Source organism: Bacillus sp. FSL H8-0545, from assembly GCF_038006105.1.
Lineage (GTDB): Bacteria > Bacillota > Bacilli > Bacillales > Bacillaceae_G > Bacillus_A > Bacillus_A cereus_U.
Window position 1 is genome coordinate 250,001 of the sequence record NZ_JBBOUO010000001.1, and the last position, 17,500, is coordinate 267,500.

The window sequence follows — 17,500 nt, forward strand, 5'->3', positions numbered from 1 at the left end:
GGTGGGACAGATGATTGGGGTGAAGTCGTAACAAGGTAGCCGTATCGGAAGGTGCGGCTGGATCACCTCCTTTCTATGGAGAATTGATGAACGCAGTTCATCAATAAACGTTGACTTGTTTTGTTTCGTTCAGTTTTGAGAGAACTATCTCTCAAGTTTAAATGTATGTTCTTTGAAAACTAGATAACAGTGTAGCTCATATTTTTTTAATTTTAGTTTGGTTAAGTTAGAAAGGGCGCACGGTGGATGCCTTGACACTAGGAGTCGATGAAGGACGGGACTAACGCCGATATGCTTCGGGGAGCTGTAAGTAAGCTTTGATCCGAAGATTTCCGAATGGGGAAACCCACTATACGTAATGGTATGGTATCCTTACCTGAATACATAGGGTATGGAAGACAGACCCAGGGAACTGAAACATCTAAGTACCTGGAGGAAGAGAAAGCAAATGCGATTTCCTGAGTAGCGGCGAGCGAAACGGAATCTAGCCCAAACCAAGAGGCTTGCCTCTTGGGGTTGTAGGACATTCTATACGGAGTTACAAAGGAACGAGGTAGACGAAGCGACCTGGAAAGGTCCGTCACAGAGGGTAACAACCCCGTAGTCGAAACTTCGTTCTCTCTTGAATGTATCCTGAGTACGGCGGAACACGTGAAATTCCGTCGGAATCTGGGAGGACCATCTCCCAAGGCTAAATACTCCCTAGTGATCGATAGTGAACCAGTACCGTGAGGGAAAGGTGAAAAGCACCCCGGAAGGGGAGTGAAAGAGATCCTGAAACCGTGTGCCTACAAATAGTCAGAGCCCGTTAATGGGTGATGGCGTGCCTTTTGTAGAATGAACCGGCGAGTTACGATCCCGTGCGAGGTTAAGTTGAAGAGGCGGAGCCGCAGCGAAAGCGAGTCTGAATAGGGCGTTTAGTACGTGGTCGTAGACCCGAAACCAGGTGATCTACCCATGTCCAGGGTGAAGTTCAGGTAACACTGAATGGAGGCCCGAACCCACGCACGTTGAAAAGTGCGGGGATGAGGTGTGGGTAGCGGAGAAATTCCAATCGAACCTGGAGATAGCTGGTTCTCCCCGAAATAGCTTTAGGGCTAGCCTTAAGTGTAAGAGTCTTGGAGGTAGAGCACTGATTGAACTAGGGGTCCTCATCGGATTACCGAATTCAGTCAAACTCCGAATGCCAATGACTTATCCTTAGGAGTCAGACTGCGAGTGATAAGATCCGTAGTCAAGAGGGAAACAGCCCAGATCGCCAGCTAAGGTCCCAAAGTGTGTATTAAGTGGAAAAGGATGTGGAGTTGCTTAGACAACTAGGATGTTGGCTCAGAAGCAGCCACCATTTAAAGAGTGCGTAATAGCTCACTAGTCGAGTGACTCTGCGCCGAAAATGTACCGGGGCTAAATACACCACCGAAGCTGCGAATTGATACCAATGGTATCAGTGGTAGGGGAGCGTTCTAAGTGCAGTGAAGTCAGACCGGAAGGACTGGTGGAGCGCTTAGAAGTGAGAATGCCGGTATGAGTAGCGAAAGACGGGTGAGAATCCCGTCCACCGAATGCCTAAGGTTTCCTGAGGAAGGCTCGTCCGCTCAGGGTTAGTCAGGACCTAAGCCGAGGCCGACAGGCGTAGGCGATGGACAACAGGTTGATATTCCTGTACCACCTCTTTATCGTTTGAGCAATGGAGGGACGCAGAAGGATAGAAGAAGCGTGCGATTGGTTGTGCACGTCCAAGCAGTTAGGCTGATAAGTAGGCAAATCCGCTTATCGTGAAGGCTGAGCTGTGATGGGGAAGCTCCTTATGGAGCGAAGTCTTTGATTCCCCGCTGCCAAGAAAAGCTTCTAGCGAGATAAAAGGTGCCTGTACCGCAAACCGACACAGGTAGGCGAGGAGAGAATCCTAAGGTGTGCGAGAGAACTCTGGTTAAGGAACTCGGCAAAATGACCCCGTAACTTCGGGAGAAGGGGTGCTTTCTTAACGGAAAGCCGCAGTGAATAGGCCCAAGCGACTGTTTAGCAAAAACACAGGTCTCTGCGAAGCCGTAAGGCGAAGTATAGGGGCTGACACCTGCCCGGTGCTGGAAGGTTAAGGAGAGGGGTTAGCGTAAGCGAAGCTCTGAACTGAAGCCCCAGTAAACGGCGGCCGTAACTATAACGGTCCTAAGGTAGCGAAATTCCTTGTCGGGTAAGTTCCGACCCGCACGAAAGGTGTAACGATTTGGGCACTGTCTCAACCAGAGACTCGGTGAAATTATAGTACCTGTGAAGATGCAGGTTACCCGCGACAGGACGGAAAGACCCCGTGGAGCTTTACTGTAGCCTGATATTGAATTTTGGTACAGTTTGTACAGGATAGGCGGGAGCCATTGAAACCGGAGCGCTAGCTTCGGTGGAGGCGCTGGTGGGATACCGCCCTGACTGTATTGAAATTCTAACCTACGGGTCTTATCGACCCGGGAGACAGTGTCAGGTGGGCAGTTTGACTGGGGCGGTCGCCTCCTAAAGTGTAACGGAGGCGCCCAAAGGTTCCCTCAGAATGGTTGGAAATCATTCGTAGAGTGCAAAGGCATAAGGGAGCTTGACTGCGAGACCTACAAGTCGAGCAGGGACGAAAGTCGGGCTTAGTGATCCGGTGGTTCCGCATGGAAGGGCCATCGCTCAACGGATAAAAGCTACCCCGGGGATAACAGGCTTATCTCCCCCAAGAGTCCACATCGACGGGGAGGTTTGGCACCTCGATGTCGGCTCATCGCATCCTGGGGCTGTAGTCGGTCCCAAGGGTTGGGCTGTTCGCCCATTAAAGCGGTACGCGAGCTGGGTTCAGAACGTCGTGAGACAGTTCGGTCCCTATCCGTCGTGGGCGCAGGAAATTTGAGAGGAGCTGTCCTTAGTACGAGAGGACCGGGATGGACGCACCGCTGGTGTACCAGTTGTTCTGCCAAGGGCATAGCTGGGTAGCTATGTGCGGAAGGGATAAGTGCTGAAAGCATCTAAGCATGAAGCCCCCCTCAAGATGAGATTTCCCATAGCGTAAGCTAGTAAGATCCCTGAAAGATGATCAGGTTGATAGGTTCGAGGTGGAAGCATGGTGACATGTGGAGCTGACGAATACTAATAGATCGAGGACTTAACCATATAATATGAAGCAAATGTTATCTAGTTTTGAAGGAATATACCTTCAATAGTTTGGTGATGATGGCAGAGAGGTCACACCCGTTCCCATACCGAACACGGAAGTTAAGCTCTCTAGCGCCGATGGTAGTTGGGACCTTGTCCCTGTGAGAGTAGGACGTCGCCAAGCTATTTATATCATCGCGGGGTGGAGCAGTACGGTAGCTCGTCGGGCTCATAACCCGAAGGTCGCAGGTTCAAATCCTGTCCCCGCAACCAAATGGTCCCGTGGTGTAGTGGTTAACATGCCTGCCTGTCACGCAGGAGATCGCCGGTTCGACCCCGGTCGGGACCGCCATTTTATATAAAGAAAAGAACGAAACAAGTTGTTTCGTATTTTTTTATTTGTTTTAACAAAAAACTAATAAAGACAGTCAAACTATCCTTAGGAAAACTCCTAAGGACTTTTTTATATATTTAAAACCTGTATAATAAAGAGCAGAGAACATTGTGAGTAAAGTAGGTGAAGTCTGTGAGTAAATATGAAGTAACAACAAAATCTTCTGAAGAAACCCAGCGATTATCAGAAAAATTAGGGAGACTTGTAAAGGCACAAGATGTAATTATTTTAGAAGGTGATCTTGGAGCTGGCAAGACGACTTTTACAAAAGGACTAGCAAAAGGTCTTGGAGTGAAAAGAGTCGTAAATAGTCCTACCTTCAATATTATTAAAGAATATAAAGGAAGATTACCGCTATATCATATGGATGTGTATCGTTTAGCGGAAAGTGAAGAAGATTTAGGATTTGATGAGTATTTCTATGGTGAAGGGATTACAGTAGTAGAATGGGCTCATTTAATAGAAGCATATTTACCGAATGAGAAGTTGCAAATTAGTTTATTCCATGCTGGAGATGATACAAGAAAAATTGTACTCGAGCCAATTGGAGATCGCTATATTAGATTATGTGAGGAGCTATTACAAGATGAAAGTACTAGCAATTGATACTTCAAATTACGTAATGGGTGTATCCCTTATTGAGGAAGGGAACGTGATTGGGGAAATCATTACAAATTTAACAAAAAACCATTCTGTACGTCTTATGCCAGCTGTAGAGAAACTGTTAAAAGAATGCGGTGTAAAACCGAAAGAATTGACTAAAATTGTTGTAGCAGCTGGACCCGGATCATATACAGGTGTTCGTATAGGTGTGACAGCTGCAAAAACATTAGCTTGGTCACTTCAAATACCAATTGTAGGTGTATCAAGTTTAGAAGTGGTGGCTGCAAATGGTACTAATTTTAATGGACTAATTTGTCCTTTATTTGATGGCCGACGTGGTCAAATTTACACGGGGTTATATACATATGAAGGAGAGCGTATAACTTCAATAGAAGAAGACCGAATTATTCTTATTGTTGACTGGTTGCAAATGTTAAAAGATAAAGAACAGCCTGTTTTATTTATTGGTAACGATGTTAAATTGCATAAAGAAACAATTGTAGAATATTTAGGTGATCAAGCTGTATTTGCTCCGTTCACTAAGAATAACCCAAGACCAAGTGAATTAGCATTTTTAGGATTACAAAAAGAAGAACAAGACGTGCATACGTTTGTTCCTAGCTATCTTCGTTTAGCTGAAGCTGAAACAAAATGGTTAGAAAGTCAAAAACAATAGGGGCCTACAGAAGATGGATATGATATTTAGAAAGATGGCACTTGATGATATTGCTCAAATTGTAGCTATTGAAGAAGCATCTTTTTCAACCCCTTGGACTGCAGATGCCTTTCACCGTGAATTAGAGATGAATGAACATGCACATTATGTCGTGCTAGAAAAAGATGGTCTCGTAATTGGATATTGTGGATTGTGGATAATTATTGATGAATCACATGTAACAAATATAGCTATCCTACCAGAATACAGAGGTCAAAAGCTAGGGGATGCCTTATTGAAAGAAGTCATTTCCGAAGCGAAAGGGTTAGGAGTAAAAACAATGACACTTGAAGTACGCGTGTCAAATGAAGTAGCAAAGCAGTTATACAGAAAATACGGATTTCAAAATGGTGGGATTCGTAAACGATACTATGCAGACAATCAGGAAGATGGTCTTGTAATGTGGGTGAATATATAATGGAAAAAAACACAATTATACTTGGTATTGAAACAAGCTGTGATGAAACAGCTGTAGCAGTTGTTAAAAATGGAACGGAAATCATTGCAAATGTCGTTGCATCGCAAATTGAAAGTCATAAGCGTTTTGGCGGAGTTGTACCAGAGATTGCATCCCGTCATCATGTAGAAGAAATCACAGTTGTGTTAGAAGAAGCTTTAAAAGAAGCGAATATCACTTTTGAGGATATTGATGCAATTGCTGTAACAGAAGGCCCAGGTTTAGTCGGAGCACTTTTAATAGGTGTAAATGCAGCGAAAGCTGTGGCTTTTGCTCATGATATCCCTCTAGTTGGTGTTCATCATATTGCTGGTCATATTTATGCGAACCGTTTAGTAAAAGAAGTACAATTCCCGTTACTATCGCTTGTTGTATCCGGTGGACATACGGAGCTTGTTTATATGAAAGAACATGGTTCATTTGAAGTGATTGGTGAAACGCGAGATGATGCGGCAGGAGAAGCTTACGATAAAGTAGCTCGTACATTATCAATGCCTTATCCAGGTGGTCCTCATATTGATCGCCTTGCGCATGAAGGAAAACCAACAATTGATTTGCCTCGTGCGTGGCTAGAACCTGATTCGTATGATTTCAGCTTTAGTGGATTGAAATCAGCAGTTATCAACACTGTGCATAACGCAAAACAGCGCGGTATAGAAATTGCACCAGAAGATTTAGCAGCAAGTTTCCAAGAAAGTGTAATAGATGTACTTGTAACGAAAGCGTCCCGTGCAGCAGATGCTTATAATGTAAAACAAGTGCTTCTTGCTGGTGGAGTAGCTGCTAATAAAGGGCTTCGTGCACGTTTAGCAGCAGAATTTGCACAAAAAGAAAATATAGAGCTAATTATTCCTCCTCTATCTTTATGCACAGATAATGCAGCGATGATTGCGGCTGCAGGTACAATTGCATACGAACAAGGAAAACGCGCTACATTAGCTTTAAATGCAAATCCAGGATTAGATATTGAAGCATAGTTATACACAAAATTAACCACAGATTGTGGATAAAACCCGTATTATCTGTTGATAATACGGGTTTTTTTGTGTACATAAAATGTGTATAACTTTTTGTGTGACTGTGGATAATGTGGAAAAGTTATTTGGGAGTTTATATTATAAAGGTGGATATGTGCATAACCTTGTGGATAACATAGGGGAAGTCTGACCTTTGTAGAAATTCTTTTTTGGGAAATAAAAAACAAGGAGATGTCCAAAAAACATTTTGAAACATCCTCCACTTGTTATATAAGGTGCTACTATTGTCAATCCTTGTCGGTAAATCGATATTTCTTGTCGAATCGTTTATATAATTTCATTTACTATGGTATTGATTCTAAAAGAGAAAATAAAAAGGAGGTCATCTCGTCAAAAAGACCGACTTATGAGACATCCCCCTCTTTTAAATTCTCTTATATATGCAGTTCTTCCCATTCTGCCATACAAGCTTCAAGCTGTTCTTGCAGTGTTTGTTTTTTAGTTGTAATTTCACTAGCCTTTTCATAATCTGCATATATTTCTGGTAAGCAAAGCTGATCTTCTAACGTAGCAATTTCTTCTTCTAAGCCTACGATATTTTGTTCCAGTTCTTCAATTTTTCGAGTACGTTGACGCTCTAACTGTTTACGTTCTTTTTCTTCGAGATAATTTAATTTTTCTTGTGCCACCACTTTTTGAACAGGTACTTCATCTTCTTGCTCTAGTTCCGCACGTTCAATCATTTCATTTTTCTTTTCAACGTAATAATCGTAATCACCTAAATATTCTTGTGCACCTTCTGTTGATAACTCAACAACGGTTGTCGTTACGCGATTAATAAAGTAGCGGTCATGAGAGACGAATAGAAGAGTACCTGGGTAATCAATTAAAGCATTCTCCAAAATCTCTTTACTATTTAAATCAAGATGGTTTGTTGGTTCATCGAGAATTAATAAATTGGATTTTTGCATCATAAGTTTTGCAAGAGCTAGTCGAGCCTTTTGTCCACCACTAAGAGAAGATACTGGTTTGAGTACATCATCCCCTGTGAATAAAAAGTTGCCTAGTATAGTGCGAATTTCTTTTTCAGGTTGCAGGGGATATTCATCCCATAGTTCATTTAAAACTCGCTTCGAAGATGTTAAGTTGGCTTGTTCTTGATCATAATAACCAACAGATACATTTGACCCGAAAGCAACGTTTCCATGTAATAGCTGTAACTTATTCACAATGGATTTTAATAATGTAGATTTTCCAATTCCGTTTGGCCCGACTAAGGCAACACTGTCACCGCGAGTTAAGCGCATATTTACATGTTCAATAATCGGTTCCTGATAATAGCCAATAGTTGCATCTTTAACTTGTAAAACATCATTTCCACTTTGTTTTTCAATATCGAAGTGGAAGGAAGCTGATTTAGAATCGCCTAATGGTCTAGCTAATACTTCCATTCTGTCTAATTGTTTACGGCGACTTTGAGCACGTTTTGTCGTAGATGCACGAGCTATATTTTTTTGCACAAAGTCTTCCAGTTTAGAAATTTCATCTTGTTGTTTTTCATAACGCTTCATCTCTTGCTCGTATAGAGCTGATTTTGAGTCTAAATATTTACTGTAGTTACCAACAAATCGTCGGCTTTCCTTATTAGAAATTTCGTATACTTGTGTAACGAGTTTATCTAAGAAATAACGGTCATGGGAAACGATTAAAATCGCGCCGGGATAGCCTTGTAAATATTGTTCAAGCCATGTTAGTGTCTCAATGTCCAAATGGTTTGTAGGTTCGTCTAAAATAAGTAAGTCTGGTCTAGTTAATAATAATTTCCCAAGAGCTAATCGAGTCTTTTGTCCACCACTTAATGTGGAAATTGTCGTCTGATGCGTTTCAACTGGGAAGCCAAGACCGCTTAAAATCGAGCGTATATCCGCTTCGTACTGATAGCCGCCTTGATCTTTATAATCTAATTGTAATTGGTCATAATCAGCTAATAATTTCTCATATATAGCCGCATTTGAAAAGTTTTCTTCTTTTCCCATCTCTTGCTCTAGCTTTCGAAGTTTTGTCCCCATCTGCTGTAGATGTGTAAAGACGGTTAACATTTCATCCCAAATTGTTAAAGACGTTTCTAATCCGGTATTTTGAGCTAAATACCCCATTGAGACATCTTTCGGTTTTATAATTTCACCACCATCATGAGATAACTCGCCAGCTATTATTTTTAATAATGTAGATTTTCCGGCTCCATTTCGTCCGACTAATGCGATACGATCTTTTGTTTGTACTTCCAATTTTATGTTTGCAAGAATCGTTTCTGCACCGTATAATTTCGAAAGCCCATTCACTTGTAATAATATCAATGTTTTCACCTCAAATAATTTCTTAACTTTGCCATGTTTATATTTCTCAATCATACTAAAAATAGTGTATAGTTTAAAATAAAGAGAGAATACTTCTTCTCTTTATTATACAAGGAAATTCATGAGTACTAAACTTCTGTATTTGATTCAAGTATAAGAATAAAGATAGGAAGAGAGGAGGGGTTATATGGATCAGCAAAAAATTCCACAGGCCACTGCCAAACGATTGCCTCTATACTATCGATTTATCCAAAACTTATCTCTTTCTGGTAAGCAACGTGTTTCATCAGCCGAATTGAGTGAAGCGGTAAAGGTTGATTCCGCAACTATTCGAAGAGATTTTTCATATTTTGGAGCGTTAGGGAAAAAAGGATATGGATATAACGTAAATTATTTATTATCATTTTTCCGTGAAACACTCGACCAAGATGATATAACACGCGTGGCACTTATTGGAGTAGGTAATTTAGGGACCGCTTTCTTACATTATAATTTCACGAAAAACAATAATACAAAAATTGAAATGGCGTTTGATGTTAGTGAAGAGAAAGTTGGAACAGAAATCGGAGGAATTCCTGTATATCATTTGGATGAATTAGAAGAACGTTTATCAACTGATATACAAGTGGCAATATTAACGGTACCCGCTACAGTAGCGCAATCTGTGGCAGATAGATTGGCAGAAACGAACGTGCATGGTATTTTAAATTTCACACCAGCACGCTTAAATGTGTCAGAGAATATAAGAATTCATCACATTGATTTAGCTGTAGAGTTACAAACGCTTGTTTACTTTTTGAAGAATTATCCACAATAAAACGCAGAGGAGATGACCTCTGCGTTTTATTATTGTTTTTTCTTTGTGAATTTAACTAAGATAAGGCGAAGTGCCAAATTAAAATCAATTGTTGCCATAACTGCAAATAGTATTGTCCACATATTCCAGATTGTATCTGTTACGTTCGTAATGGCGAAGCGTGTAAAGATACATCCAAGAAGAAAGTACAATGCAGCCATGAACAATGGTGAGTTTCTCATACTAAAAATCCTCCGATAAAGCCTTGCATTTTTTCAGCTTCTTTAATCATTTCTTGAATTTGCTCATTACTTACTACAACTTGAGCAACTGCAACTAATGTATTCATTGCAACATGAGCTGCAATAGGAACTATAATTCGTTTCGTTTTTACGTATAAAAAGGCGAATACGAGCCCCATAGAAGTGTATACCAATAAGTGAGTAAAATCAAAATGAATCGCCGCGAATACAAGTGAACTAATGATAGCGGCAATAAAGAAGTTAAACTTCTTATAAAGTGTACCGAATAAAATTTTTCTAAATACGATTTCTTCCAAAATAGGTCCTATTATAGATATGACAATAAGGAACCAAGGTGTCGTTCTTGCGATGTCCATAAGTCTTGCTGTATTTTCAGATCCCGGTGTAATCCCTAATAAACGCATTTCGATCATACCGGCAATGCTTTGTGAGAACAGCGCTAAGAAGAAACCAATAAAAATCCACCCAATTGTAGCTGGAACAGTAGAGCGCATTTTATCTAAATGCCTGTCACGAATGTCTGTTCTGAGTAACCAAAGTACAACGCATAATGCAATGAAAAAGCTAATGATAGCCCAATGACCAGTTATGAGCTGAAGTTTTTCCTCTCTAGTAAATCCCCTATTATCGTATAGTCCAGTTTTCAGGAGAAGCGGTAACCCGGCAATGCCTGATAACTGCATTAAAATGTATGTAACGATAATCCACCAATATTGTTTTTTCAAATGGTTTAACCATCCTTTCTAACGCTAGTGTATGAGATAAGGTAGGATAACATGTAAATATGCTACCTACGATATAAACTTTCATTTGAATTATGTTTTTTTGTAAATTAGCATTTGAAAATAAAATAGGAGACAGGAAAAAGTTGTACGTTTAGCGAAAACAACTTAGGGTGTCTTTCACATTGTAACATACAAGAAGTGGGAACAACGATTCATATAGTAAAGGTAGTAGAAGAAGTAATCCTATCTAGGAAAGTGCATAAAGTAATTTGCGAAAAAATTATGATTTTTTTACTTGCAAAAGAAATTGAGATTATTTATTATTAGAAGTGTGTTAGCACTCGTGTGACTTGAGTGCTAATAAATAAAATTTACATAACAAAATGAGGAGGTTATTGTTCATGCTAAAGCCATTAGGTGATCGCGTTGTAATTGAACTTGTTCAAGCAGAAGAAAAAACAGCAAGTGGTATTGTATTACCAGAAACTGCAAAAGAAAAACCACAAGAGGGTAAAGTTATTGCAGTAGGTACAGGCCGAGTGCTTGAAAATGGTGAGCGTGTTGCTTTAGAGGTAGCAGCAGGTGATCTTATCATCTTCTCAAAATATGCAGGTACTGAAGTGAAATACGAAGGTACAGACTACTTGATTTTACGTGAAAGTGACATTTTAGCAATTATCGGTTAATTATATACATTTTAAAAATCCAAGGGGGTCAATTATTATGGCAAAAGATATTAAATTTAGTGAAGAAGCACGTCGTTCGATGCTTCGCGGTGTCGACACTCTTGCAAACGCAGTAAAAGTAACGCTTGGACCAAAAGGTCGTAACGTTGTACTTGAGAAAAAATTCGGTTCACCACTTATTACAAATGACGGTGTAACAATCGCAAAAGAAATCGAATTAGAAGATGCATTCGAAAACATGGGTGCGAAATTAGTAGCAGAAGTTGCTAGCAAAACAAACGATGTAGCTGGTGACGGAACGACAACTGCAACTGTATTAGCGCAAGCTATGATTCGTGAAGGTCTTAAAAACGTAACAGCTGGTGCAAACCCAATGGGTCTTCGTAAAGGTATCGAAAAAGCTGTTACTGCTGCAATTGAAGAATTAAAAGCGATTTCTAAACCAATCGAAGGTAAATCTTCTATCGCACAAGTAGCTGCTATTTCTTCGGCTGACGAAGAAGTAGGTCAATTAATCGCTGAAGCAATGGAGCGCGTTGGTAACGACGGCGTTATTACTTTAGAAGAATCTAAAGGATTCACAACAGAATTAGACGTAGTAGAAGGTATGCAATTTGATCGTGGATATGCATCTCCTTACATGATTACTGATTCTGATAAAATGGAAGCAGTTCTTGATAACCCATACATTTTAATTACTGATAAAAAGATTTCTAACATCCAAGAAATCTTACCAGTATTAGAGCAAGTGGTACAACAAGGTAAACCACTTCTTATCATTGCTGAAGATGTAGAAGGCGAAGCGTTAGCTACATTAGTAGTGAACAAACTTCGTGGTACATTCAATGTAGTAGCTGTTAAAGCTCCTGGATTTGGTGACCGTCGTAAAGCAATGCTAGAAGATATCGCAATCTTAACTGGTGGCGAAGTAATCACTGAAGAATTAGGACGTGACTTAAAATCTGCTACAGTTGCATCTTTAGGACGCGCTGGTAAAATTGTTGTAACGAAAGAAAACACAACTGTAGTTGAAGGTATTGGAAATTCAGAACAAATCGAAGCTCGCATCGGTCAAATCCGCGCACAATTAGAAGAAACAACTTCTGAATTCGATCGTGAAAAATTACAAGAACGTCTTGCAAAACTTGCGGGCGGCGTAGCAGTAATTAAAGTAGGTGCAGCAACTGAAACTGAGTTAAAAGAGCGCAAACTTCGCATTGAAGATGCACTTAACTCAACTCGTGCAGCAGTAGAAGAAGGTATCGTTGCAGGTGGTGGTACTTCACTTATGAACGTATACACAAAAGTAGCTTCTATCGTAGCTGAAGGCGACGAAGCAACAGGTATCAACATCGTACTTCGTGCACTAGAAGAGCCAGTTCGTCAAATCGCAATCAACGCTGGTCTAGAAGGATCTGTAGTTGTAGAGCGTCTAAAAGGCGAAAAAGTAGGCGTTGGTTTCAACGCAGCTACTGGCGAATGGGTTAACATGCTTGAGTCTGGTATCGTAGATCCAGCTAAAGTAACGCGTTCTGCACTTCAAAACGCAGCATCTGTTGCAGCTATGTTCTTAACGACTGAAGCTGTAGTTGCTGACAAGCCAGAACCAAATGCACCAGCAATGCCTGACATGGGCGGCATGGGCATGGGCGGTATGGGCGGAATGATGTAATTCCGTTCTCCCGAAAAACATCCACTTCTATATAGAAGTGGATGTTTTTTTGTGTTTTTGAGAGCAGGAAATTAATTTCTGTAGAATTTTGTCGCTTTCTCTCTTGACCATACTGATACTTCATTGTTAGAATCTAGGGAGATAATATAAAACGATCCTTCATATATCCTCAATGATATGGTTTGAGAGTCTCTACCGGGTTACCGTAAACAACCTGACTATGAAGGCAGTGTGTCTTATATTTATAAAGAGCGGAAGACTATCTTTCTTTATAAAGCCAGACCCCTGCCTTTTCTTTGTCATGAGACTAGAGGCGGAGGACTGGCTTTTTTTATTATATTGGTAATGCTTTTTGCTAAATTGGTGAAAATATTTATATACGAGAACTAACGTTGGGGTGATTATTTTGAAGAAGCAGCATGATACAATTATCGTTTTAGATTTTGGGAGTCAGTACAATCAGTTAATAGCACGTCGAATTCGTGAGTTCGGTGTATACAGTGAACTTCATCCGCATACAATTACTGCAGAAGAAATTAAAGCAATGAATCCAAAAGGGATTATTTTCTCTGGTGGACCAAATAGTGTATACGGTGAAGGTGCATTACATTGTGATGAAAAAATCTTTGAGCTAGGATTACCGATTTTCGGTATCTGTTACGGTATGCAGCTTATGACGCAACACTTCGGTGGTAAAGTAGAACGTGCCAACCACCGTGAGTATGGAAAAGCTGTTCTTAAAGTAGAGAACGAATCAAAATTATATGCGAACCTTCCAGAAGAGCAAGTTGTATGGATGAGCCATGGTGACTTAGTAACTGGTTTACCTGAAGGATTCGTAGTAGATGCAACAAGTGAGTCTTGTCCAATCGCTGGTATGAGCAATGAAGCGGAAAACTTATACGGTGTACAATTCCACCCAGAAGTACGTCACTCTGAGCACGGTAACGATTTAATTAAAAACTTCGTATTCGGCGTATGTGGTTGTTCTGAAGGATGGAACATGGAGAACTTTATCGAAGTAGAATTAGAAAAGATCCGTGAAACTGTTGGAGACAAAAAAGTACTATGCGCACTTAGCGGCGGTGTAGACTCTTCTGTTGTAGCAGTATTAATTCATAAGGCGATTGGTGACCAATTAACATGTATTTTCGTGGACCACGGTTTACTTCGTAAAGATGAAGCAGAAGGTGTTATGAAAACATTTAGCGAAGGCTTCCATATGAACGTTATTAAAGTGGATGCGAAAGAACGCTTCATGAACAAGTTAAAAGGTGTAGAAGATCCAGAACAAAAGCGTAAAATCATCGGTAATGAATTCATTTACGTATTTGATGATGAAGCTTCTAGATTAAAAGGAATGGACTTCCTAGCGCAAGGTACACTTTACACGGACATCGTTGAAAGTGGTACAGCAACTGCACAAACAATTAAATCTCACCATAACGTTGGTGGACTTCCAGAAGACATGCAGTTCAAATTAATTGAGCCTTTAAACACTTTATTTAAAGATGAAGTACGTGTATTAGGATCAGAATTAGGAATTCCTGATGAAATCGTATGGCGTCAACCGTTCCCAGGTCCAGGACTTGGTATTCGTGTATTAGGTGAAATTACAGAAGAGAAATTAGAAATCGTTCGTGAATCTGATGCGATTTTACGTGAAGAAATCCAAAAAGCAGGATTAGAACGTGAAGTTTGGCAATACTTCACTGCGCTTCCTGGTATGCGTAGTGTAGGTGTTATGGGTGACGAGCGTACTTACGATTACACAGTAGGTATCCGTGCAGTAACATCTATCGATGGTATGACAGCTGACTGGGCACGTATCCCTTGGGACGTATTAGAGAAAATCTCTGTACGTATCGTAAACGAAGTAAAACACGTTAACCGTATCGTGTATGATATAACGAGTAAGCCACCAGCAACTATTGAGTGGGAATAGTATTATAATGAAAGATCCATCTATCATTTTATGCATAGATGGATCTTTTTGTTTTTAAGTGATTATACGAACGAAAATATAAAAAGATATAAAAATGTTCGTTTTTAAATTGACACACACCCTATTGTGAGTTAATATGAGTATGTAATTCAAACAAAAAGTGAATATTATGCCGTCGTATAATATCGGGGATATGGCCCGAAAGTTTCTACCTAGCTACCGTAAATGGCTTGACTACGAGGCGTTTGTATAAAGATGAGGGGAAACTTGTCTTTGTTTATAGAACGCTTCCATGTAAATGTAATGGAAGCCTTTTTTATTTTTATAAATAAAAGAGGGCTAGGGTGAAATACGGCGAGTAATCATATAACGGGGGAAACGTAGGATGAAACGCTATTTTCAGTTTGATGAGCTCGGTACGAATTATAAGACTGAGTTCATAGCAGGGTTAACGACATTTCTATCTATGGCTTACGTACTATTTGTCAATCCTGCTACGCTGTCGCTTGGAAATGTTAAAGGATTACCAGCAGGTACAGGGATGGATCCAGGTGCAGTATTCGTTGCTACAGCATTAGCAGCGGCGATTGGTTCGTTAATTATGGGGATATTTGCGAAGTATCCGATTGCTTTAGCGCCAGGTATGGGAATAAACGCGTTCTTTGCTTATACAGCGGTGTTAACGATGGGAATTCCGTGGCAAACGGCGATTGCTGGAACATTAATGTCAGGTATTATCTTTATTATTCTTACTGCTTCAGGTATTCGTGAAAAAATCATTAATGCAATTCCAGTAGAGTTAAAGTTTGCAGTAGCGGCGGGTATCGGATTATTCATTGCCTTCCTTGGATTCCAAAATGCCGGAATTATCGTAAAAAATGATGCTGTCCTTGTTGGATTGGGGGATTTAACGAAGGGTACAACGTTGCTGGCGATTTTCGGAGTTGTTATTACAATCATCTTCATGATTAGGAAAATAAATGGTGCTGTTTTCTACGGTATGATTCTTACGGCAATCTTAGGAGTAGCAACAGGATTAATTGATACTCCGAAAGCTGTAGTGGGAGCAATACCGAGTCTAGAACCAACGTTCGGTGTGGCGTTAACTCACTTTGGAGATATTTTCACTGTTGAAATGGCGATTGTTATTATCACGTTCTTCTTTATCGATTTCTTTGATACAGCAGGTACGCTTGTAGCGGTTGCGAATCAAGCGGGATTAATGAAGAACAATAAATTACCACGTGCAGGAAAAGCATTATTTGCAGATGCGGTTGCAACTGTAATTGGTGCAATTCTAGGTACATCTACTACAACGTCTTACATTGAATCGTCTGCAGGGGTAGCAGCAGGAGGACGTTCTGGATTTACAGCAGTTGTAACAGCAGGATTCTTCTTACTGGCACTTTTCTTCTCGCCACTATTAAGTGTTGTGACACCAGCTGTAACGGCACCAGCTCTAATTATTGTAGGAATCTTGATGGTTTCATCTTTAGGAGAAATTGATTGGAAGAAATTCGAGATTGCAGTACCGGCATTCTTTACAATCATCTCTATGCCACTTACGTATAGTATCGCAACAGGAATCGCGATTGGATTTATCTTCTATCCAATTACAATGGTTGTGAGTGGTCGTCGTAAAGAGATTCATCCAATTATGTATGTTATGGGAGTTTTATTCGTACTATATTTCATCTACGTTCGTAAATAAAAGGGGTTTTTTGAAAGGTCTAGACTTAAGGGGAGTCTAGACCTTTTTTGCGTCTTCAGAAAATCTTAAGGATTTCCGAGCGTTTTTCTTCAGAAGTTTTCTTATAATAGAGGTTAGGGATTAAAAAACTGATGGGGGAGATATTATGGCCGGGGAAACGATACTTGTTGTAGATGATGAAAAAGAAATTAGGAACCTTATTACAATTTATTTAAAGAACGAAGGATATAAAGTACTGCAAGCAGGGGACGGAGAAGAAGGGTTACGTATATTAGAAGAAAATGAAGTGCACTTAGTCGTATTAGATATTATGATGCCGAAAGTAGATGGTATTCATATGTGTATGAAAGTAAGGGAAGCGAAGGAAATGCCGATTATTATGCTTTCGGCAAAAACGCAAGATATGGATAAAATTTTAGGATTAACAACAGGTGCAGATGATTACGTAACAAAACCGTTTAATCCGTTAGAGTTAATCGCAAGAATTAAATCTCAGCTACGTCGTTATATGAAAATGAATGGTTTTGCTATTCAAAATGAGGACGAGTTAGAAATTGGGAATATGGCAATAAACATTTCAACTCATAAAGTCATTGTAGAGGGAGAAGAAGTGAAGTTAACTCCAAGGGAATTTTCAATTTTAGAATTGCTAGCTCGTAATCCAGGTATGGTCTTTAGTGCTGAGCAAATTTATGAAAAAGTTTGGAACGAAAGATCTTTCCAGTCTGATAACACTGTAATGGTACATATTCGAAAAGTACGTGAAAAGATTGAGGAGAATCCAAGGAAGCCGAGATATATAAAAACAGTATGGGGAGTGGGGTATAAGATTGAAAAAGATATTTAATCCATTTACTTATGTTAGGAAAGCTAGAACATTAGTGGAGAAATTAGTGAAGAGTGTACGGCGGAGTATAAGAATTCAACTGATTACTACTTTCGCAGCTTGTGCGTTATTAGGAGTTTTATCAACGAAAGCAGCAGCACCATTTTTTGAAAATGCAAATCGTGAGGCTACTATCGATTATCGAGCTGGTATGGAGCGAATTAATCAACAAGCTCAAAGTGCTGCAAAT

The 17,500-nt window shown here is 40.0% G+C and carries 14 protein-coding genes, 2 tRNA genes, 3 rRNA genes and 2 riboswitches (2 of these 21 cut by a window edge); of the genes, 16 read left to right on the forward strand and 3 right to left on the reverse strand.

Translation table 11 applies throughout. The annotated features are described in order from the left end of the window. From MHI07_RS01460 to tsaD, 9 genes are all read left to right on the forward strand, one after another. Positions 1–73: ribosomal RNA gene (locus MHI07_RS01460) — 16S ribosomal RNA — on the forward strand; it begins 1,479 nt to the left of the window's first position. A 146-nt stretch (positions 74–219) separates the two neighbouring features. Next, positions 220–3,141: ribosomal RNA gene (locus MHI07_RS01465) — 23S ribosomal RNA — on the forward strand. Positions 3,142–3,191: 50 nt separating this feature from the next. Continuing rightward, a 5S ribosomal RNA gene (gene rrf / locus MHI07_RS01470) occupies positions 3,192–3,307 on the forward strand. Together the 16S, 23S and 5S rRNA genes with 2 tRNA genes alongside form the textbook arrangement of a ribosomal RNA operon. A gap of 12 nt (positions 3,308–3,319) precedes the next feature. Next, positions 3,320–3,396 (forward strand) — tRNA-Met (locus tag MHI07_RS01475). 3 nt (positions 3,397–3,399) lie between these two features. After that, positions 3,400–3,475 (forward strand) — tRNA-Asp (locus tag MHI07_RS01480). Positions 3,476–3,649: 174 nt separating this feature from the next. Then, positions 3,650–4,123, forward strand: a complete 474-nt coding sequence (gene tsaE, locus MHI07_RS01485) for a tRNA (adenosine(37)-N6)-threonylcarbamoyltransferase complex ATPase subunit type 1 TsaE (RefSeq protein ID WP_340821553.1) — start codon at positions 3,650–3,652, stop codon at positions 4,121–4,123. Continuing rightward, the gene (gene tsaB, locus MHI07_RS01490; protein WP_002124827.1) at positions 4,104–4,796 is read left to right on the forward strand and encodes a tRNA (adenosine(37)-N6)-threonylcarbamoyltransferase complex dimerization subunit type 1 TsaB; all 693 of its coding nucleotides are present in this window, start codon (positions 4,104–4,106) and stop codon (positions 4,794–4,796) included. The genes tsaE and tsaB overlap by 20 nt, the downstream gene beginning before the upstream one ends. Positions 4,797–4,809: 13 nt before the next feature. Further along, positions 4,810–5,253: a ribosomal protein S18-alanine N-acetyltransferase gene (gene rimI, locus MHI07_RS01495; RefSeq protein ID WP_002159529.1), complete on the forward strand. Its 444-nt coding sequence runs from the start codon at positions 4,810–4,812 to the stop codon at positions 5,251–5,253. After that, positions 5,253–6,269: a tRNA (adenosine(37)-N6)-threonylcarbamoyltransferase complex transferase subunit TsaD gene (tsaD, locus tag MHI07_RS01500; protein ID WP_002009991.1), complete on the forward strand. Its 1,017-nt coding sequence runs from the start codon at positions 5,253–5,255 to the stop codon at positions 6,267–6,269. Before rimI ends, tsaD begins: the two co-directional genes overlap by 1 nt. Positions 6,270–6,703: 434 nt before the next feature. Here the strand turns inward: tsaD and MHI07_RS01505 are convergent, their stop codons facing one another. Further along, entirely contained in the window at positions 6,704–8,626 is a 1,923-nt protein-coding gene (locus tag MHI07_RS01505) for an ABC-F family ATP-binding cassette domain-containing protein (protein ID WP_340826860.1), read from the reverse strand. A 187-nt stretch (positions 8,627–8,813) separates the two neighbouring features. Here MHI07_RS01505 and MHI07_RS01510 point away from each other — a divergent pair, with 187 nt between their 5' ends. Continuing rightward, positions 8,814–9,443 carry a redox-sensing transcriptional repressor Rex gene (locus tag MHI07_RS01510; protein WP_000372704.1) on the forward strand — a complete coding sequence of 210 codons (630 nt, stop codon included), beginning with the start codon at positions 8,814–8,816 and terminating at the stop codon, positions 9,441–9,443. Positions 9,444–9,472: 29 nt separating this feature from the next. Here the strand turns inward: MHI07_RS01510 and MHI07_RS01515 are convergent, their stop codons facing one another. Both MHI07_RS01515 and MHI07_RS01520 read right to left on the reverse strand, forming a co-directional pair. Further along, a complete protein-coding gene (locus MHI07_RS01515; RefSeq protein ID WP_001246201.1) occupies positions 9,473–9,664 on the reverse strand; it encodes a YdiK family protein in 192 nt (63 codons plus the stop codon). After that, positions 9,661–10,410 (reverse strand): CPBP family intramembrane glutamic endopeptidase, encoded by a 750-nt coding sequence (locus MHI07_RS01520; RefSeq protein WP_002009988.1) that lies wholly within the window; start codon positions 10,408–10,410, stop codon positions 9,661–9,663. Before MHI07_RS01520 ends, MHI07_RS01515 begins: the two co-directional genes overlap by 4 nt. A gap of 401 nt (positions 10,411–10,811) precedes the next feature. Here MHI07_RS01520 and groES point away from each other — a divergent pair, with 401 nt between their 5' ends. The 6 genes from groES to MHI07_RS01550 form a co-directional block, all read left to right on the forward strand. Continuing rightward, the gene (gene groES, locus MHI07_RS01525) at positions 10,812–11,096 is read left to right on the forward strand and encodes a co-chaperone GroES (RefSeq protein ID WP_002009985.1); all 285 of its coding nucleotides are present in this window, start codon (positions 10,812–10,814) and stop codon (positions 11,094–11,096) included. Positions 11,097–11,133: 37 nt separating this feature from the next. After that, complete coding sequence (groL, locus tag MHI07_RS01530; RefSeq protein WP_002159526.1) at positions 11,134–12,768, forward strand: chaperonin GroEL; 1,635 nt, start codon at positions 11,134–11,136, stop codon at positions 12,766–12,768. A gap of 139 nt (positions 12,769–12,907) precedes the next feature. Next, a riboswitch (purine riboswitch) is annotated at positions 12,908–13,009 on the forward strand. Positions 13,010–13,174: 165 nt separating this feature from the next. Further along, complete coding sequence (guaA, locus tag MHI07_RS01535; RefSeq protein WP_133059584.1) at positions 13,175–14,713, forward strand: glutamine-hydrolyzing GMP synthase; 1,539 nt, start codon at positions 13,175–13,177, stop codon at positions 14,711–14,713. A gap of 155 nt (positions 14,714–14,868) precedes the next feature. Then, positions 14,869–14,970, forward strand: a riboswitch (purine riboswitch). 128 nt (positions 14,971–15,098) lie between these two features. Then, a complete protein-coding gene (locus MHI07_RS01540) occupies positions 15,099–16,424 on the forward strand; it encodes an NCS2 family permease (RefSeq protein ID WP_002113447.1) in 1,326 nt (441 codons plus the stop codon). 145 nt (positions 16,425–16,569) lie between these two features. Continuing rightward, complete coding sequence (locus tag MHI07_RS01545) at positions 16,570–17,271, forward strand: response regulator transcription factor (RefSeq protein WP_002113448.1); 702 nt, start codon at positions 16,570–16,572, stop codon at positions 17,269–17,271. After that, positions 17,255–17,500 carry the start of a sensor histidine kinase gene (locus tag MHI07_RS01550; RefSeq protein WP_002159515.1) on the forward strand. It continues 1,260 nt past the right edge of the window, so 246 of the gene's 1,506 nt are visible here — the first part of the coding sequence; the start codon lies at positions 17,255–17,257; its stop codon lies beyond the right edge, outside the window. The genes MHI07_RS01545 and MHI07_RS01550 overlap by 17 nt, the downstream gene beginning before the upstream one ends.